Raw genomic sequence first — 19,001 nt, forward strand, 5'->3', positions numbered from 1 at the left:
CTACCAAAAAGGCGCACGGGGCCGGAGGCCTCAGGGCGTGACCTGAGCCAACATCATCTGCTCGAAACCCTCACCGTACGGCGGGAGCATTCCCCATTCACCGCGCGGGTCATGCTGCGCTGCTTCGAATACCGTTCGGGCGTGACTGAACTCGAGGAAACCCTCGCGGCCGTGGTAGTGCCCGATACCCGAAGCTCCGACGCCGCCGAAGGGTGCGTCGCTCAGGCCCGGGTGTGACATCGCGTCGTTGATGGTGACGCCGCCCGAGACGGTGCGTTCGAGCACGGATTCCTTCTCGTCCAGGTCGGTTCCGAAGTAATACAGCGCCAACGGTTTCGGCCGTGAATTGATGTCGGCGACGACGCTGTCGAGTTGGTCGTACGGCAGGATCACGACGGCCGGTCCGAAGATCTCCTCCTTCATGATCTGCGCGTCGGTCGGAGGGTCGACCACGATTCGCAGTGGGCGGCGGCGAGTGTCTGCGGAGAGTTCTTCGTCGGGAACGGTGATGATTCGTGCCCCACGCTCTTCCGCGTCCGCGATGTACCCCTCGATGCGTGCGAGGTGACGATCGCTGACTATCGAGACCATGTCTTTGTTGTCGGCGATCGTGGGGAACAGTCCGGTGAACTGATCGGTGAACGCGTCGATGAACGCTTCTGTGTTCTCGCGCGGGACGTAGATCAGGTCGGGAGAGACGCAGAGTTGGCCGGCATTGGTCGACTTCGCGATGGCCAAACGTGATGCAGCAGAGCTGATATCGGCACTGCGGCTCAAGACGCTCGGTGACTTGCCGCCGAGCTCGAGGGTGACCGGCACCAGGTTCTTCGCAGCATTGGCCATGACCAGCTTTCCGACGGTTGTGCTGCCGGTGAAGACGAGGTGGTCGAAAGGCAGCGACGTCAGCAGATCAGCGACCTCCGGTCCACCTGTCACCACCGCGACCTCCACGGGGTCGAGCGTTCGACGCGCCGCCTCGGCCAGGACCGCCGCAGTGTTCGGCACGATCTCCGACGGTTTGAGAACGGCGCGATTTCCCGCTCCGAGGGCGCAGGCGAGCGGGCTCAGGAGAGTGAAAAGGGGAGCATTCCAGGTTCCGATGATGCCGATCGAACCCTTCGGCTGGTACGACACGTACGCCGTGGCACCCAGCTGATCCTGCATCGCCCCGGTGGCTCTCGGTGAGCGAATCATCCACTCTTCGAGTGAATCACGAACGTGCTTGAGTGAAACCATGGATCCCAGAACATCATTCATCACCGAGTAGGCCGGGATTCGGCCGCCGAAGTCTTCGTTGATCGCTTCGGTCAGATCCTTGTGGTTTGCCACCAGAAGATCGACGACGCGTTGGATGCGCTCGCGTCGTGTCTGCGCGGACGGAAGACCAGCGGCGCGAGTTGCTTCCTGCTGGGCCCGCAGAATCTCTTCGAGATCGGTGGTGACGGCGGCATCGGTGCTCATGGGCACTCCTCGTAGTGGCGAAGTATTGACCGGACCGTATCGACGCGGCGCGAACAGATGCCCCTTTCGTCTCGTTGACCGGGACGGATTCGATTGGTAGAGAGAACACATGTCGCAGACACAGGTAGAAGACACTGCAGTGAAGATTTCCGTCGAGGAGTCGGTGGGACTCGGATTCCTGACGCTCGATCGGCCGGCGCGGCGCAATCCGCTCTCGGCGGAGACCATGCGCGAGGTGACGGCTGCCCTTCTCGAATTGTCTGCAGACGAGCGCGTGCGGGTCGTGATCGTGCGCGCCGAAGGCCCGGTGTTCTCCGCCGGCCACGATCTGACGGAGATGATCGGGAGAACCCTCGAAGACGAGCGGGCGATCTTCGACGGCTGTACCGAGATGATGGAGACCGTACAGCGGATTCCGCAGCCGGTGATTGCCGCAGTACAGGGCCCGGCTATCGCGGCGGGCTGCCAACTGGCCGCGTCGTGTGATCTGGTTGTTGCTGCGTCGAACGCTGTCTTCGGTACTCCCGGCGTCAAGATCGGACTGTTCTGCTCGACGCCCATGGTGGCCCTGAGCAGGGCAGTAGGGCGCAAGCGCTCGATGCAGATGTTGCTCACCGGGCAGACGATCGACGCCGACACCGCTGCGGACTGGGGTCTGGTGAACTTCGTCGTCGCGCCCGAAGACCTGGACCGAGAGGTGCGCGAACTGGCCGGCAAGATCACGACGGCCAGCCCCCTGACGGTGAAGATCGGTAAACAAGCGTTTTATCACCAGATCGATCTGCCGCAAGCCCAGGCGTACGAGGCGATGGCGGAAACGATGGCAACCAATGCCGTGACCTGCGACGCTCAAGAAGGTATGCAAGCTTTTGTGGACAAGCGAAAGCCTGAATGGCGCAATAAGTAACGATCGCTCTTCCGGTTTAGTTGGACGTCCTATAACCTGAGCGAATGAGCCTGGATCCACGCACCAACACCGTCGACGGAGTGCTTCGGCGCTCGGCAGCCAAGTACCCCGACCGCGTAGCCGTCGTCTTCGAAGATCGCACTCGCACCTACCGCGAACTCGACGACGCGGTGACGCGGGTCGCGGCCCACTTGCTCGGTCTGGGCCTCGAACACGGCGACCGCGTCGCGGCATACGGAACCAACTCCGACGCCTATGCAATCGGATTCCTTGCCTGTGCGCGAGCAGGTTTGGTGCATGTTCCGGTCAATTACGCACTCAAGGGGGAGGAACTCCGGTACCTCGTGGCGCAGTCAGGCGCCCGCGCGGTGTTGGTGGATCCGGCATTGGCGTCGACGCTCGACTCGGTTCGCTCCGACCTCGATCTCGACCACGTGATCGCACTGCGGGACGCGGAACTGTCGGTGGTCACGATCGGCGAGGCCGGCGAGGTGCCTGTTTTCGAACCGCGTGCGACGTCGACGGATCTGGCGCAACTGCTGTACACCTCGGGCACCACCTCGAAGCCCAAGGGCGCCATGATGTCTCACGGCGCGCTGGTTCACGAGTACGTGTCCTCGGTGATCGCGCTCGGGCTCGACAAGAACGACAACCCGCTGATCTGCATGCCGATGTACCACTCCGCGGGCATGCACGTCTTCATGCTGCCGTACCTGTCCGTCGGTGCGACGGTCAGTCTGATGCAGGCGCCGGACATCCCGGAGATTCTGCGCCGCGTCGAAGCAGAAAAGATCGGATCGCTGTTCCTGGCCCCGACCGTGTGGGTACCGTTGGCCAACCATCCGGACCTCGAGACCCGCGATCTGTCTTCGCTCAAGAAGGCGCAGTACGGCGCCTCGATCATGCCGGTCACGGTGCTCAATCGTCTGCGTGAGCGTTACCCGGACATCGGCTTCTACAACTGCTTCGGCCAGTCCGAAATCGGTCCGCTGGCAACAGTTCTCCAGCCCGGCGAGCATGCTGATCGTCCGTCTTCTTGCGGGCGAGCGGTGTTCTTCGTCGAAACCCGTGTCGTCGACGCCGACGGAAACGACGTTGCCGACGGTGAGTCCGGTGAGGTTCTCTACCGCTCACCGCAGCTGTGCAACGGCTACTGGGAAAATCCGGAAGCCACCGCCGACGCCTTCCGCGACGGCTGGTTCCATTCGGGCGATCTTGTCGTGCGGGACGAAGAAGGGTTCATCACGGTCGTCGACCGAATCAAGGACGTCATCAACACCGGCGGCATCTTGGTGGCGTCGCGCGAGGTCGAAGATGCGGTCTACACACACCCGGCTGTGGCAGAAGTTGCCGTGATCGGTACGCCCGACGAGAAGTGGATCGAGGCCGTCACCGCGATCGTCGTGCTCAAGGACGGCAACGACGAGTTGACGCCTGAGGCGTTGATTGCCCACGTCAAGGAGCGAATTGCCCCGTTCAAGGTCCCCAAGCACGTGCGTTTCGTGGCCGAACTCCCGCGAAATCAGAGCGGAAAGCTGCTCAAGCGGGAACTGCGCACCGTCTGACACCTGCTATAGGTTCTGCCTTACCTTCGGTTCGTTTTCAGGTCTTTGACTCCGATTGCCTCACGGTATTGACTTCGGAGGACGGCATGGACTTCGGAAACAGCAAGGTGAGTGGTGGGAATGCAGGTCGATGCAGATGACTTCGCAGATATCTTGGCGACTGCGCGGGAGTTCATCCGTAAGGAAGTAGTTCCGCGTGAGCAGGAGATTGCCGACACCGACGCCATTCCTGAGGACATACGCAAGAAGGCCGCAGCCATCGGGCTGTTCGGCTACGCGATTCCTCAGGAATGGGGTGGGCTCGGACTCGATCTCACCCAAGACGTCGAACTGGCAATGGAATTCGGCTACACGTCCCTGGCGCTGCGTTCGATGTTCGGTACCAACAACGGAATTGCCGGGCAGGTGCTGGTCGGCTTCGGTACCGACGAGCAGAAGGCTCAGTGGCTAGAGCGCATCGCCTCCGGCGACGTCGTGGCTTCCTTTGCTCTCACCGAACCCGGCGCGGGCTCAAACCCGGCCGGCCTTCGGACCAAGGCCGTTCTGGACGGATCCGAATGGGTGATCGACGGCAACAAGCGGTTCATCACCAATGCTCCACTGGCACAGCTGTTCGTGGTGTTCGCGCGCACTCGCCCGGCGGATTCCGATGGTCCGGGAATTGCAGTCTTCCTGGTTCCGGCTGACACGCCAGGAGTCACAGTTGGTCCCAAGGACAAGAAGATGGGTCAGGAAGGTGCCTGGACCTCCGAGGTCACCTTCGACAACGTCCGGGTTCCCGAGTCGGCCCTCGTCGGTGGCGACCAGGACACCGGATACCGCGCAGCGATGACGTCTCTCGCGCGCGGACGAGTCCATATCGCGGCGCTCTCGGTGGGAGCAGCACAGCGAGCGCTCGACGAATCTGTCGCGTTCTCCGTGGTCACGGAACAGGGCGGCACCGCTATCGGTGACTTCCAGCTGGTTCAAGCGATGCTGGCTGACCAGCAGGCCGGTGTCATGGCCGGGCGTGCGATGGTGCGTGAGGTGGCTGCGCGGTACGTCAGCGGTGAGGATCGACGTCTCGGCCCCTCGGCGGCAAAGCTTTTCTGCACCGAGATGGTGGGCAAGGTCGCGGATCTCGCCGTGCAGATCCACGGTGGCAACGGGTACATGCGCGGTGTGCCGGTCGAACGCATCTACCGTGAAGTTCGCCTGTTGCGCCTGTACGAGGGAACCAGCGAGATCCAGCGACTGATTCTCGGCGGTGGGCTCGTGGCGCAAGCGAAAAAGCAAAACCAGCGCTGACACCTTTACCTGACGAGCTTTAACCTCACGAACGGAGTGGACATGGGATTGTTGGACGGCAAGGTTGCGGTAGTGACCGGCGGAGCGCAGGGCATCGGGCTCGAAATTGCGCGCACCTTCATCAAGGAAGGTGCGACCGTCGTTCTCGGCGACATCAACGAAACCGTCGGAACGGCTGCGGTCGCCGAACTCGGTGGAGAGTCGGTCGCCCGTTTCGCTTCCTGCGACGTGCGTGATTCCGGACAGGTCGAGGCCATGCTCGATCTGGCCGAAAGTGCTTTCGGTCCAGTCGATGTCATGGTCAACAACGCCGGCATGACGCGCGACGCCACGATGCGGAAGATGACCGAGCAGGACTTCGACGACGTGATCGCCGTTCACCTAAAGGGCGCCTGGAACGGAACACGCGCTGCCGCAGCCCGCATGCGCGAGCGTGAGACGGGCGCAATCGTGAACATCTCGTCGATCTCCGGCAAGGTGGGCATGCTCGGGCAGACCAACTACTCGGCCGCCAAGGCCGGCATCGTCGGTCTGACGAAGGCCGCGGCAAAGGAGGTCGCGTTCAAGAACGTTCGCGTCAACGCCGTTCAGCCCGGACTTGTCCGCACGGCGATGACCGAGGCAATGCCCGAACGGATCTGGAACGAGAAGCTTGCCGAGATCCCGATGGGGCGTGCGGCCGAGCCCTCGGAGGTTGCTTCGGTTGTACTGTTCCTCGCGAGCGAACTCTCGAGCTACATGACGGGCACGGTTCTCGAGATCACCGGCGGCCGCCACATCTGACCCGTCCTGTTCGAGTGCAAGAATTCAGAGTGTAAAACTTCTGGGTGTAAAACTTCTGGGGTGACTACTGACATGGGACAGCCGAACTCGGATCTTCCGCTCGACGGAATCACCGTGGTTGCACTCGAACAGGCGGTGGCGGCACCGCTCGCCACCAGGCATCTCGCGGACATGGGTGCGCGGGTGATCAAGATAGAACGCGTCGGCGAGGGCGATTTCGCGCGTCACTACGACCGGGCGGTTCATGGTCAGGCGTCACACTTCGTGTGGCTCAACCGTTCCAAGGAATCGATCGCTGTCGACGTGAAGTCGGAATCCGGCCGGCAAATCGTTCTCGATCTTGTCGCGCGAGCCGATGTGTTCCTACAGAATCTGGCACCCGACGCAGCTGCGCGACTGGGGTTCGGCGCGGAGGAACTGCGCGAGAAATTCCCACAGCTCGTCGTGATCGACATGTCCGGATACGGCAGTGCCGGCCCACGGCGTGAGCGCAAGGCGTACGACATGCTGGTCCAAGCCGAGACCGGAATGATCTCCGTGACAGGCACACCGGAGACGGCCACCAAGACGGGTATCCCGGTCTCGGACATCGCCGCTGGAATGTACGCGCTGACTTCGATTCTGAGCGCCCTGTTCCGTAGAGAGCGAACGGGTAAGGGAGCGCTCGTCGAGGTCTCGATGTTCGATTCCACCGTCGAGTGGCTCGGGCATCCGATGTACATGAAAATGTATGCAGGAAAGCAGATTCCGCGGGTCGGGCTCGGCCATGCGGCGATCGTTCCCTACGATTCGTATCCCACGGCCGACGGCGAGATCCTGATCGGCGTCCAGAACGATCGTGGATGGCGTGCACTGATGGTGGACGTGTTCGAGCGAGAGGATCTGGTCGACCATCCGCGCTTTTCCACCAACATCGTGCGCGTCGAAAATCGCGGCGAGGTAGACGAATTGGTGGGTTCCCTGACTCGTCTGTATTCGACGGCAGATCTGGATCAACGCCTTGCCGCCGCCGGTGTCCCGGCCGCTGCACTCAACGACATGGCAGGTCTACTGGAACATCCGCAGTTGGAGAAGCGTGCCAGGTGGAGGTCCGTGGGCACCGAAAACGGACCGATCGATGCCGTGCTACCTCCGATGACGTACTCGGACGTCGAAATGCGCATGGGTGACGTTCCGGCACTCGGCCAGCAGACGGATTCTCTACTGGCCGAGTTGGGGCGTACGGGCGACCAGATCGCGGACCTTCGCCGCGACGGATCGATCGGTTAACGCTTCTAGCGTCGCAGGTTCTCGAACACCGCTGCAATCCCTTGTCCGCCACCGATACACATGGTCTCGATCCCGTACCGTCCCTGGCGCCGGTCGAGTTCGCGCAGCAGATTGGCGAGGATCCGCCCACCGGTGGCACCGACAGGATGTCCGAGCGAGATCCCGGAACCGTTGACGTTGAAGCGCTCCTCGATGTCCTGCGCGCTCAATCCCCAAGCCTTGGCGCACGCGAGAACCTGTGCGGCGAATGCCTCGTTGACTTCGATGAGGTCGATGTCGTCGAGCGACAGATCGACACGGGAGAGAGCTTTCGCCACGGCAGGCACCGGTCCGATGCCCATCCGGTTCGGCTCCACACCCGCCACACCCCAGCTGACCAGTTTCGCGAACGGTCGCAGGCCAAGGCGTTCGGCGTTGGCCGCAGTGGTGACGATGGCCGCGGCTCCGGCGTCGTTCTGGCCGCAGGCGTTTCCGGCGGTGACTGTGGCTTCGGGGTCGACTCGACCTCGAATAGGGCGCAGTGCAGCAAGATCGGACAGCTGAATCCCTCGGCGTGGATGCTCGTCGCGAGTGACGACTGTCTGCTCACCACGGCGCCCGCGCACCGAAACGGGAATGGTCTCGTCGTCGAAATACCCGCTGTCCTGGGCATGAACGGCCCGTTCGTGCGATCGCACCGCGTATCGGTCCTGCTCGTCGCGGGTGATCGAGTACTCCCGGCGCAAGTTCTCGGCGGTCTCGATCATGCCGCCTTCGACCGGGAAGTTGACTCCGCCGGAGTTCGTGCGCGGTTTGGCCAATCGGTCGTGGAACTCGACCGAAGGGCGCTTTGTGCCCCAACGCATATCGGTGGAGTAGAACTCGGTTCCGCTCATGCTCTCGGCGCCGCCGGCGATGACCAGATCACTCATCCCGGTCTGTACCTGCATCGCGGCGTAGATGATCGCCTGCAATCCCGAACCGCAACGGCGATCGAGTTGTATTCCGGGAACGGACACGTCCAGACCGGCGTCGAGTGCCGCGATTCGTCCGATGGCCGCGGCCTCTCCGTTGGCGTAACCCTGACCGAAGATGACGTCGTCGACATCGGTGGACGCAATGCCGGTTCGTTCGACGAGGCCACGCACAACAGTGCTGGCGAGAGTGGTGACGGGAACGTCCTTGAAGACTCCGCCGAATCCGCCCACCGGGGTGCGAACGGCTTCACAGATGACTGCGTCGTGCATGGAATGCGCCTGTCTCGAGGAGAGGTGGGGAATGCGTCGCGTGAACGGGCCGATCGAAGGGCCCCATAGCGACCTGGCCACTCGAATATCCAGCACGCGTGGCGCGGTTGTCAACAGCAGGAACGACCTGTTCGGACATAGTTTCCGCCATACGGTTCGTATGCGAAATCGACTTTGACACATATACCGTTCGGGGATTGAATGGATGCAGCGTCTCTGCCGCACACATGTCGCGGTGGGGTGAAAGTTCCTGGAGTCGAATCAGTTTCGTCGACAGGAGAGCACGAAGTACCGACAGACAGGTGGAACAGTGACTCGTTTGGCGCAGACGGCGGGATTGACCGAGACCCAGAGCGACATCGTCGGGGCGGTACGCGAGTTCGTCGATCGTGTGGTCATCCCCGCGGCGCAGGAGCTCGAACACTCCGATACGTACCCGACCGACATCGTCAAGCAGATGAAGGACATGGGTCTGTTCGGACTGACCATCGACCCCGAGTACGGGGGTATCGGCGAATCATTGCTCACCTACGCGCTGTGCGTCGAAGAGTTGGCCCGTGGATGGATGAGCGTGTCCGGCGTCATCAACACGCATTTCATCGTGGCTCACATGATCTCCGCGCACGGGACGCCGGAACAGAAGGCGAAGTACCTTCCACGTCTGGCGTCCGGGGAACTCACCGGCGCATTTTCCATGTCGGAACCGGCCCTGGGTTCCGATGTTGCTGCCATATCGACCAAGGCGAAGCATACGGAGTCAGGCGATTACGTGATCACCGGCCAGAAGATGTGGCTGACCAACGGTGGTTCGTCGACGTTGGTGGCAGTCCTCGTCAAGTCGGACGAGGGCGCGGAGAAGCCGCACAACAATCTGACGACGATATTGATCGAGAAGCCCGCAGGTTTCGGCGAGGTACTCCCGGGCCTGACCATTCCGGGCAAGCTCGAGAAGATGGGCTACAAGGGAATCGACACCACGGAGATGATTTTCGACGGCTTCGAGATCGGAGCCGAAGAGGTCCTCGGTGGCATTCCTGGCTTGGGATTTCGGCATATGATGGACGGCGTCGAGGTCGGCCGGGTCAACGTCGCCGCGCGTGCGTGCGGAATCGCCCAGCGCGCTTTCGAACTGGCTGTCACCTACGCCAAGCAGCGCGAGACGTTCGGCAAGCCGATCGCCGAGCATCAGGCCATCGCGTTCCGGATCGCCGAAATGGGCACCAAAGTCGAAGCGGCACATCTGATGATGGTCAACGCTGCCAGGCTCAAGGACTCGGGTGAGCGCAACGACGTCGCCGCGGGTATGGCGAAGTATCTGGCGAGTGAATTCTGCTCGGAGGTCACGCAGGACAGCTTCCGTATCCATGGTGGATACGGCTACTCAAAGGAATACGAGATCGAGCGGTTGATGCGTGAGGCGCCGTTCCTTCTCATCGGTGAAGGCACCAGCGACATCCAGAAGCAGATCATCAGCAAGGGCTTGTTGCGCACCTACAACTGAGCCGACAAGCGGCACCGCGAACATGCGCGGTGCCGCTTCGTCGTGTCGGATCAGCGGGTGAAGGCCAGGGTTGTCACCGGTGACCGATTGCCGTATGCGTCAACGGCTTCGACACGGGCTTCGTATGCGGTGCCCGCTGCGGCATCGGGAATCGGAATGTCGAGGCTGTTCGGCCGCGGCATGAAGTAGAAGTCCGAGAGCACCTTCGACGAGACCACCTTCGCTCCGGTGGCTGTGTCCGTGACCTCGACGGCGTAGTGGTGCACCATCTGATCGTCCTTGGCCTGCGCGATCCTCAGTGCGGTCGCACCGTTTTCGCCGGTCGTCACCGAGAGCGGAGTGCTCGAGGTGAACTCCGGCGCGTGCGTGTTCCGTGCGCCCGAGGTGTAGCGGAAGTTGTCCTTGATCTGCTGGTTGGTCGACCCGTCGAGCTCGACCGTCCACCCCGAACCGCTCAGCGTGCCCGCGCTCGAGTACGGCGGCTGCCAGTTGGCTGACCACGCGCCACCGGCGTAGATGTCGTGCTTGTCTGCCGCCATGTTGATGCGGTTGATTTCCGTGCGGTCCTGGTAGACCTCGACGAAGAGCGCTTGGGCAGTGGGTGATTCGAAACGGTTCGCGAGACCGGACTCGGTCACCATCTGGTAGCCGTGATCGATTTCGATGTACGACATCGAGCCGTCGTTGACCGACGTGAAGTCACGCTGATGGATCGACCGGTCGTCGTTGTTGTTCAGATGTGAGTGCCCGGAGAAGAAGATTGCCTGAGGGAAGGCGCTCAAGTCTTCGGTCAGTCGAGGGTTCGACGCCTGCTGGCCGTCCATGGCTGTGTTGCTTGCCGGCCGGTGTCCCTGGACCAGGATCGGCTTGGTCAGGTTCCCGGACTCCGCGGTGATTTCGGTCAGGCGGGACTTCAGCCAATTACGTTGCGCTGAATCATTGTTGTATGTCTCGGTGTTGACCGTGAAGAGATGGACACCGCTGACATCGGATTCGTAGTATCCGCCACCGGAATCCGGGAACCACTCCGCCGGATATCCGGCTCTGATTGCCGCGAGACTTGCATCGTGATTGCCGTTGGAGATCAGGAGTTGTGTGTCGTTCATGCCCTTCCTGGCGAGGTTTGCCTGGAAGATTTCTGCGACGATCTTGTGGTCAGGCCCCTTGCCGTCTCCGTTGTCGTTGATCATGTCGCCGTTGGAGAGGATCGCGTCGGGTTTCGGGAAGATGGAACCGATTGTGTCGAAAAAGCTTTCGTACTTCTGGTCGTTGTTCGCGTGGTCGCCGACGTGGACGTCGGACATCACGACGACCTGAGCCAGCGGCTTCTCCGAGGTCTTGATCAGGTAGCCGAACGAGACTGCCGCGCTCGCGTGATCGCCGCGGAAAGCGGCGACAGTGACGTTGGTGTCCTGTGCGATCTGCAGCGGACGTCCCGGTGTGGCAGCTTGGCTGTCGGTGGTGGGTGTCGTTCCGTCCAAGGTGTAGCGGACAGTGGCGCCGCGCTCGGCGGTGAAGGTCAGATCGACAGGGTGCTCGTACCGTCCGCCGGGGACGCTGACGCCGGGCGCTGCGGGCGGCGTGTTGTTCTCGCCCGAAGAGCTACCCCATTCGAAGGACGAACTGCCCCAGCTGGGTTCGGCTTGGGATTCGGCGGGGGCGATGCCGGGAACGGCGAGAGCCGCGGTCACGGCTGCTATCGCGATGGTCGTACGTCTCACGAGGATTCCTTGTCTTCGACGCGGTGGTTCAGACCCATCCGTAATTGGTCTGGACCAATTACGCTAGGTGGCGCCGGGTAGAAAAAGGTGTGTCCTGTATGTCCGACTAGTGAAGCGTGCATGAACACCGTCCGCGCTTGCCGGCGGTACTGTCGGCTGCGCTTATGGCAAAGTCGATGGCGTGGACCTACGTCAGATCGAGTACTTCCTTGCCGTTGCCGGTGGGGAGTCCCTGTCGACCGCTGCGCAGAATCTGTCGGTCACCAAGCCGTCGCTGTCGCAGGGTATTCGTGGTCTCGAGCGTGAACTCGGAGTCGAACTGTTTCACCGTGTCGGTCGCGGTTTGGTTCTGACGGCGGCAGGTCGGGCGTTGGTAGGGCCGGCGCGGCAGATGATGCGCAGCAGTGCGGCCGCATTCAATGTCGCGACCGGGACGGCCGACGAGCCTCGTGGGCGGCTCGACATCTGCTCCGCGGCACATGGTCTCGAAGGTCCGATCGCACGCATCGTGGCGGACTTTCGTGAGCGGTGGCCTGCTGTGACCGTTCGGGTCGGTGAACTGCCGCAGGGTGCAACGTCTGAGCAGGTGTTGGCAGACGGCGCATGTGAGGTGGTCTTCAGCTATTGGCCACCCGACATGTCGGCGCTGTCCACGAAAGTGATCGGGGTGAACGAATACTGGCTGGCAGTGCCGTCGGGGGTTCATCCTGACGTCTGGCCGAATGGTGTGAAACCCGCTGCGGGAGAGCCGGTGTCATTGACGGCTTTGCCCGATCTCCCCGTGGTGGGTGTGCTCAAACACTCGCGGGCTCGGCTTGCCATCGAGTCGTCTCTGCAGGCCGCCGGGGCCCGGACTCGGATGTCGACGGAACTGGCGCAGCGGGAGACCGTCGGCGCGTTCGTCTTTGCGGGTTTGGGTATGGCATTCATGGAGCGTTCGTTGGCCGAGAGATCGGTCGCGTCCGGCGCGGAGATATTTCCGGTGGAGCCGGCGATCTCACTGAATTACGGCATCGAGTTCGATCCGGAGACGCTCTCGCCGTTGGGCAGGCTGTTCGTGGACGGCTTGTGACGTGTGGAGACGTTCTCGATGTACGCAGACCCGGCCGGCGAGAGCGGGCCGTCGCGGTAGACCAAGATCGTCTGCCGCGTGATCGGTGGGAAAAGCGAGCGAACCTCAGATGCTGGGGAGTCTTGTTCGGCGATCGATCTGGGCAGCAGCGCGGCGCCTACACCTTGCCCGACCATTTCCCGGACGGCAAGGCGATCAGGTACTTCCACGACGACGTTGGTGAGCTCCAGATCGTCGTCGATCGAATGCCCGCGCCGAAATGTCGATGCCTCGACCACCATCGGCAGGCGCGCAACCACGGCGCGCGGAACCGGATCGGGGAGGTCTGTGGCCAGGCGAACGGGGATCGACAAGACCGTTTCCTGGGTACTCACGGCAATTTCTCGAAGCCCGTCGGAGACATCGGTACCCGGGTGGGTCTCGAGAAACCCGAGTTCACACGTGCCCGCTCTGACCAGCGCGCGCACGTCCTGTGCGTTCGGGACGGCGTTCGTGGAGAACCGAATTCCGGGCGCCGTCAGATGGAGGCGTCCGGCGACCTCTGCGACAGGGTCGATGGCAAGATCGGACTGAACAGCTATGGCGAGTTCGCCGGCGCGCAGAGCGGTTACTGCGGCCACCGCGGCTTCGGCCCGAGCAACGTCGGCGAGCAGCGCACGTGCAGAATCGGTAATTGCCAGTCCGACTGTGGTGGGAGCCAGACCGCGAGTGGTGCGCTCGAAGAGTGTGGCTCCGAGTGCTCGTTCGAGGTTGCGTACGGCCTGCGAGAGTGACGGTTGCGAGATACGCAGGACGTCCGCGGCGGCGGTGACGCTGCCGTGATCGACGACGGCGACGAGATACTGCGCGCTGCGTATGTCCATCCCGGGTGCCTGCATCTGGCAAATTCTCCCAGATGACCGGACCTTGGCGGCGGTGACTTGCTGCGACCTGCAGACATAGGTCTCAGCTATGGCTCTGTGCGCCTTCTCGTCTTTGTGGCGCAGGCCATAGCGATGATCGACTGTTCCAGTACCACCGACCGCGGTTCGTGCTCGGTGAGTACCTGGAACACAGGAGCGTGATGTGAGCGAGCTTCACCTACCCAACCGGATACGCCACTCGGCGTCGACACGGCCGTCCGATCCGGCGATCACGTGCGGCGACCGAACTTTGACATGGGCTGAGCTGGATGGCGAGACCAGTACCTTGGCGAGCGCGCTGGCAGAAGTGACCGCTGCCGGTGCTCGCGTCGGTGCGCTACTGCGGATGGGGCTCGAAGGTGCGGAAACCTTCATCGCGTGTGCGAAGGCAGGCGCTGTGTTCATCCCGTTGAACTGGCGGCTCAACCCACTCGAACTCGTCGACATCGCCGAGGATGCGGAGCTCGACGTCTTGATCGTCGATGACGAGTTCGCCGCGGGGGCGGCGGCGATGTCCGCAGCGTTGCCGGAGATCGAGGTCATAACCGTGGGAGCTGCAGGGGGCCTGCCGGATTCGCGAACCTGGGCGGAGTTCGTGGCCTCCGGGAACGGCGTCGACCCCGGACATGGGCACGATCCGGACGCAGCAGTTCTGCAGCTGTACACGTCCGGGACAACCGGCCGGCCCAAGGGCGTCGTGGCCACGCACCGGAATCTGTACAACGAGCCCGAGGGGTTCGATGTCTACGAATTCGGTTCGAATGCAGTCGCACTCGACGCACTTCCCCTCTTTCACATCGCCGGCGCCGGCTGGATGAGTACGTGCTTGTCGGCCGGAGTGCCATTGGTGCTGCTCGGAGACATGGCGCCGGCTCGGGTCGCTGATGCCATCGCGACTCACCACGTCACCCACGCATTTCTGGTGCCTGCCGTCATTCAGACGCTGGTAGATCTGCCCACTCTCGACAGTTTCGATCTGACCAGCCTGGAGGTGGTCGCCTATGGGGCGTCGCCGATCACTCCGGCACTCCTCGCTCATGCGATGACTGTCTTGAACTGCAAATTCGTCCAGCGATACGGGATGACCGAGACAACGGGTTCGGTATCCGTCCTTCGTGCCTTCGACCATCATGTGAGCGGTCCGCGTTCGGAGTTGCTCCGCTCGGCGGGAAAACCGATGATCGGCGTCGAGATCTCCATTCGAGACGTCACAACTGGTGAGGTATTGCCGCCCAACAAATCCGGTGAGATCGTTGCGCGCAGCAGAAACAACACTCGCGGGTACTGGCGACGTGACCGAGAGACCGCGGAACTGTTCACTCAGGACGGCTTTCTCCGAACAGGCGACGCCGGCCATTTGGACGACGAGGGGTATCTGTTCGTCACCGACCGCCTCAAGGACATGATCATCACCGGCGGTGAGAACGTCTATCCGATCGAGGTGGAATCCATTCTGGCCGAACACCCCTCGGTTGCCGAGGTCGCGGTGGTCGGGGTTCCGGACAAGCGCTGGGGTGAATCCGTCACCGCGGTGGTCAAACTGGTCGACGGTGCCGACGTGCCGAGCGTCGACGAGTTGATCGCGTTCAGCACAGCGAAGTTGGCGTCGTACAAGAAACCTCGCCAGATCCATTTCGTGGACTCCTTGCCTCGCAACGCGAGCGGGAAACTGCTCAAGTCGAGCCTGCGGACCATGCTGAACGCGAGCGGAGAAGCATCATGATCGTGACCGAAGACGTCGGTGTCGCACAACGTGAGGCGTGGGCGAACAAAGTCCTTCCACCGGTGGAACAGGCGCGGGACGGACTGTGGTCGATCCCTGTTCCCATGCCGGACAACCCTTTGCGTTACGTGCTCGTCTACGCACTCGCGCTCGACGACGGACTTGCCCTCATCGACGTCGGTTGGGATCACGAACAGTCGTGGCAGGCTCTCGTCGACGGCATAGCATCGATCGGATACCACGTTTCCGAAGTGCGCTATGCGGCAATCACGCACCTGCATCCCGATCACTTCGGTCTGGCGCCGCGTCTTCGGCAGGTCAGCGGCGCAACGCTTGCGATGCACGTGGCCGACGCGACGCTCCTCGGATACCACGGTCCCGAGCAGACCCGCGACGACATCAGTGGCTGGAACCTGCAATTGTCCGAACTCGGCGCACCGGCCGAAGTGCTCGACGCGTCTCGGGTCGACCTGGTGCGGTTCGCTGAGCACGAAACCATCGACATTGTTCTGGGAGATGGTGATTCACTCGATCTTCCCGGGTGGAATCTCCGGGCTCAGTGGACACCGGGGCACACTCCCGGACATCTCTGCTTCGTGGAAGAGGACAGAGGCTTGTTGTTCAGCGGCGATCACATGCTGCCGAGGATCAGCCCGAACATCTCCACGATTCCCGGTGAACTCGAGAACCCGCTTCATCGTTATCTTCTCTCGCTCGAGGCGACGACAACACTGGGCGAGTGTGAAGTGCTTCCGGCACATGAATATCGATTCCGTGGGATCGCCGATCGTGCACGTCAATTGATGGGGCACCACGAGGAGCGATTGGCGGAGATCGTGGCTGCGGTTCAGGATGAGCCCGAATCCACGGCCTGGGAACTCTCACGCACGATCTCCTGGTCTCGCCCGTTCGAACAGATGTCGCCGCGACTACTTCGCTTGGCAGTCCGCGAAACCCATGCTCATCTCGTTGTTTTGGCCAAGCGGGAGATCGTGACACCGTCCGGCGGCACACCCGTGCGCTGGAGCATTCGCGCGCAGTGACCTTTCAAGAATCTCATCACGGAAGTAGGAACCGAACATGAGCGTCGTGCTCACCGACTTCGCCGACGGCGTTGCCGTCATCACCCTCAATCGTCCCGAGGCCAAGAACGCGGTCAATCTCGAACTTGCCGAAGCCTTGGCTGCCGCCATCGACGAGTTCGAGAACAGGTCCGACCTCACCATCGGTATTCTGACCGGATCCGGTGGAACCTTCTGCGCCGGTATGGATCTCAAGGGATTTGCGCGCGGGGAACGGCCATCGCTGCCGGGTCGTGGTTTTGCCGGTCTGACCGAGGCTCCGCCGTCGAAGCCGCTGATCGCAGCCGTCGAGGGGTGGGCCCTCGCCGGCGGGTGCGAACTTGCGTTGGCGGCCGATCTGATCGTGGCGTCCACGGATGCGAAATTCGGCTTGCCCGAAGTGAAGCGTGGGCTTGCCGCGGCCGCCGGTGGCCTTTTGCGTCTGCCCAAGATCCTCCCGTACCAGTTGGCCATGGAAATCGCGATCACCGGGGATCCGCTCAGTGCCACCGTGGCGCATCATCACGGCTTGGTCAATCGGCTCGCCGAACCTGGACAGGCACTGACCGTCGCACGCGAGCTTGCGGCCCGAGTAGCGGCAAACGGTCCACTGGCTGTTCGCGCGACCAAGCAGGTACTGGCAATGTCCGCCAAGTACACTGATCCGGATGCCTTTGTCGCGCAACGCGAATTCATCGATCCGGTCTTCACCTCACGTGACGCCAAGGAAGGTGCAACGGCGTTTGCCGAGAAGCGCTCTCCCGTGTGGAGTGGCTCATGAGTGCCGAGACGATCGAGCGCGCGGCCGTAAGCATCGAACGTGACGGTGCTGTCGCGACGATTGTTCTGTGTCGGCCGCACCGCCGCAACGCTCTCGATCTCGACGCCTGGATCGCTCTACGTGAAGCAGTCCTCGAACTTCAAGAGGATTCGCAGATTCGCTCTGTGATCCTGACCGGCGCGGACGGGACCTTCTGTGCGGGCTCCGATCTGGACAAACGCGGCTCGTCGCACCCGCTCGATCGCATGCGTGTCATCAACGCAACGGCCATCGCACTGGGTGAGTTTCCCAAGCCTCTGGTGGCGAAGGTCGACGGGTTTGCCGTCGGAGCCGGATGGAACATGGCGTTGCTCTGCGACTTCGTCGTAGCAGCCAAGGGTGCGAAGTTCAGCCAGATCTTCGCCAAACGGGGGTTGTCTGTCGACTTCGGGGGTTCGTGGATCCTGCCGAGACTGGTCGGCCTCCAGCAAGCGAAGCGACTGGTGATGCTCGCCGAGACGATCGACGCACAGGAAGCCTACGAGCTCGGGCTGGTGACCTATCTGGTCGAGCCGGGTGAACTGGACGAACACACGTCGAAGCTTGCGCAGCGGCTCGCTGACGGTCCGCCAGCCGCACTGAGTCAGTCTGCCGCCATGCTCGAACATCACACGTCACTCTCGTTGCGGGAAGCCTTGGACAACGAGGCGAGGGCGCAAGCGGTCAATTTTGCGACGGATGCTACCGACGCGGTTCGTGCCTTCGTGGAAAAGCGGGAGCCGGTCTTCACCGGAGAGTGGGCCGTACCAGGGCTAACTCGAGTGGAGTGAGCGTCAGATCGCTGGTCGTATGATGGATGAGTGGATCTGCATTTCGTTACCTACTTCGTCGCTGTCGTCGACCACGGTGGGATAACGAAGGCCGCTCAGGCTCTCTACATTTCGCAGCCCTCGCTGTCACAGGCAATTCGCACGCTCGAGCGTCGACTCGGCGCCACGCTGTTCGACCGGACCGGCAGACGGTTGGTTCTTACCGACGCGGGCCGCACGTTCGATCTCGCGGCCAGGAGAATCCTTGCCGACGTCGAGCGCGCGAAGGCGAAAGTGACCGCCGTTCGCGAACTCGAGTTCGGCCGGGTGGACGTCGTCTCGTACTCGGCGTTCTCCATCGATCCGATGGTCGAGTTGGTTCGTCGATTCCGGGCCAACTTTCCGAAGATCGTCGTGCGCGTCCTCGACACGTACGGCCCGGCCGGGGTCGACAATGCGTTACGGCGAGGGTCGGCCGAGGTCGGCGTCACCGATCTGAGTATCGGGTACGAAGGTTTGGTCACGGCTCCGATTGCCGCTCAGGAGTTGGTACTCGCCACCCATGCGTCGTTGTCCGGGCGGCTTGCAACGCCGTTGGCGGATCCGGTTCCGCGAACGCTCTTGCACAGTTTGCCGCTGGTGGTCGATCTCGGTGATCAATCGAATCAGTTCCGGGGTCTACTCAGCGAAGGCGCCGAGAATGTAGTCGTGGACTGTGTTCACCCAGTGACGACGTGGGAACTGGTTCGCCGCGGAATTGGCGCCACTGTCGTGCCGAGAAGGGTTGCGCAACAGCAGATGACAGACGTCTGCGCCTTCTCCTTCGACCCGCCGCTGACACGCGACGTCGGCATCGTCTATCGCTCGGGCGAGCAATCCCCGGCAGCCGCTGCATTCATCGCGACGGCTGCGGAAATGGCCACCTCCGCCGTTCCGTCCAAGGAAGAGGAGTGA

The 19,001-nt window shown here is 62.3% G+C and carries 16 protein-coding genes; 12 read left to right on the forward strand and 4 right to left on the reverse strand.

Going from position 1 to position 19,001, the window contains the following annotated elements:
- Window positions 1–30: 30 nt before the first annotated feature.
- A complete protein-coding gene (locus CPI83_RS04270) occupies window positions 31–1,461 on the reverse strand; it encodes a coniferyl aldehyde dehydrogenase (RefSeq protein WP_019745418.1) in 1,431 nt (476 codons plus the stop codon).
- A 109-nt stretch (window positions 1,462–1,570) separates the two neighbouring features.
- Here CPI83_RS04270 and CPI83_RS04275 point away from each other — a divergent pair, with 109 nt between their 5' ends.
- The 5 genes from CPI83_RS04275 (at window position 1,571) to CPI83_RS04295 (ending at window position 7,272) form a co-directional block, all read left to right on the forward strand.
- Window positions 1,571–2,368, forward strand: coding sequence for an enoyl-CoA hydratase (locus CPI83_RS04275; protein WP_029256329.1), 798 nt, complete (start codon window positions 1,571–1,573; stop codon window positions 2,366–2,368).
- Between the two features lie 44 nt (window positions 2,369–2,412).
- Complete coding sequence (locus tag CPI83_RS04280; protein WP_029256328.1) at window positions 2,413–3,933, forward strand: acyl-CoA synthetase; 1,521 nt, start codon at window positions 2,413–2,415, stop codon at window positions 3,931–3,933.
- Window positions 3,934–4,053: 120 nt separating this feature from the next.
- Entirely contained in the window at window positions 4,054–5,220 is a 1,167-nt protein-coding gene (locus CPI83_RS04285; protein ID WP_019745415.1) for an acyl-CoA dehydrogenase family protein, read from the forward strand.
- A gap of 42 nt (window positions 5,221–5,262) precedes the next feature.
- The gene (fabG, locus tag CPI83_RS04290) at window positions 5,263–6,003 is read left to right on the forward strand and encodes a 3-oxoacyl-ACP reductase FabG (protein ID WP_029256327.1); all 741 of its coding nucleotides are present in this window, start codon (window positions 5,263–5,265) and stop codon (window positions 6,001–6,003) included.
- Between the two features lie 72 nt (window positions 6,004–6,075).
- Window positions 6,076–7,272 carry a CaiB/BaiF CoA-transferase family protein gene (locus CPI83_RS04295; RefSeq protein ID WP_097386840.1) on the forward strand — a complete coding sequence of 399 codons (1,197 nt, stop codon included), beginning with the start codon at window positions 6,076–6,078 and terminating at the stop codon, window positions 7,270–7,272.
- A 5-nt stretch (window positions 7,273–7,277) separates the two neighbouring features.
- Here CPI83_RS04295 and CPI83_RS04300 read toward each other — a convergent pair whose 3' ends face one another.
- Window positions 7,278–8,498 carry an acetyl-CoA C-acetyltransferase gene (locus tag CPI83_RS04300; protein ID WP_097386841.1) on the reverse strand — a complete coding sequence of 407 codons (1,221 nt, stop codon included), beginning with the start codon at window positions 8,496–8,498 and terminating at the stop codon, window positions 7,278–7,280.
- A 310-nt stretch (window positions 8,499–8,808) separates the two neighbouring features.
- Here CPI83_RS04300 and CPI83_RS04305 point away from each other — a divergent pair, with 310 nt between their 5' ends.
- On the forward strand, window positions 8,809–9,999 hold the full coding sequence (locus CPI83_RS04305; RefSeq protein WP_097386842.1) for an acyl-CoA dehydrogenase family protein: 1,191 nt from the start codon (window positions 8,809–8,811) through the stop codon (window positions 9,997–9,999).
- A gap of 50 nt (window positions 10,000–10,049) precedes the next feature.
- Here the strand turns inward: CPI83_RS04305 and CPI83_RS04310 are convergent, their stop codons facing one another.
- Window positions 10,050–11,720 (reverse strand): chitobiase/beta-hexosaminidase C-terminal domain-containing protein, encoded by a 1,671-nt coding sequence (locus CPI83_RS04310; protein WP_097386843.1) that lies wholly within the window; start codon window positions 11,718–11,720, stop codon window positions 10,050–10,052.
- A 181-nt stretch (window positions 11,721–11,901) separates the two neighbouring features.
- Between CPI83_RS04310 and CPI83_RS04315 the strand changes: the two genes are divergently transcribed.
- Window positions 11,902–12,792 (forward strand): LysR family transcriptional regulator, encoded by an 891-nt coding sequence (locus CPI83_RS04315; protein ID WP_020970870.1) that lies wholly within the window; start codon window positions 11,902–11,904, stop codon window positions 12,790–12,792.
- On the opposite strand, the gene CPI83_RS04320 is transcribed toward CPI83_RS04315, so the two are convergent.
- On the reverse strand, window positions 12,726–13,670 hold the full coding sequence (locus tag CPI83_RS04320; RefSeq protein ID WP_021345613.1) for a LysR family transcriptional regulator: 945 nt from the start codon (window positions 13,668–13,670) through the stop codon (window positions 12,726–12,728). The genes CPI83_RS04315 and CPI83_RS04320 overlap by 67 nt on opposite strands.
- A gap of 187 nt (window positions 13,671–13,857) precedes the next feature.
- On the opposite strand from CPI83_RS04320, the gene CPI83_RS04325 reads away from it, so the two are divergent.
- From CPI83_RS04325 to CPI83_RS04345, 5 genes are read left to right on the forward strand one after another with little or no spacing between them, the layout of a single operon-like run.
- Window positions 13,858–15,417 (forward strand): long-chain-fatty-acid--CoA ligase, encoded by a 1,560-nt coding sequence (locus tag CPI83_RS04325; RefSeq protein ID WP_046379331.1) that lies wholly within the window; start codon window positions 13,858–13,860, stop codon window positions 15,415–15,417.
- A complete protein-coding gene (locus tag CPI83_RS04330; RefSeq protein WP_097386844.1) occupies window positions 15,414–16,460 on the forward strand; it encodes an MBL fold metallo-hydrolase in 1,047 nt (348 codons plus the stop codon). Before CPI83_RS04325 ends, CPI83_RS04330 begins: the two co-directional genes overlap by 4 nt.
- 37 nt (window positions 16,461–16,497) lie before the next feature.
- The gene (locus CPI83_RS04335) at window positions 16,498–17,259 is read left to right on the forward strand and encodes a crotonase/enoyl-CoA hydratase family protein (protein WP_042952989.1); all 762 of its coding nucleotides are present in this window, start codon (window positions 16,498–16,500) and stop codon (window positions 17,257–17,259) included.
- A complete protein-coding gene (locus tag CPI83_RS04340) occupies window positions 17,256–18,068 on the forward strand; it encodes an enoyl-CoA hydratase-related protein (protein WP_020970866.1) in 813 nt (270 codons plus the stop codon). The genes CPI83_RS04335 and CPI83_RS04340 overlap by 4 nt, the downstream gene beginning before the upstream one ends.
- A 30-nt stretch (window positions 18,069–18,098) precedes the next feature.
- A complete protein-coding gene (locus CPI83_RS04345) occupies window positions 18,099–19,001 on the forward strand; it encodes a LysR family transcriptional regulator (protein ID WP_019745405.1) in 903 nt (300 codons plus the stop codon).

It is taken from the genome of Rhodococcus sp. H-CA8f, assembly GCF_002501585.1.
GTDB classification, from domain to species: domain Bacteria; phylum Actinomycetota; class Actinomycetes; order Mycobacteriales; family Mycobacteriaceae; genus Rhodococcus_F; species Rhodococcus_F erythropolis.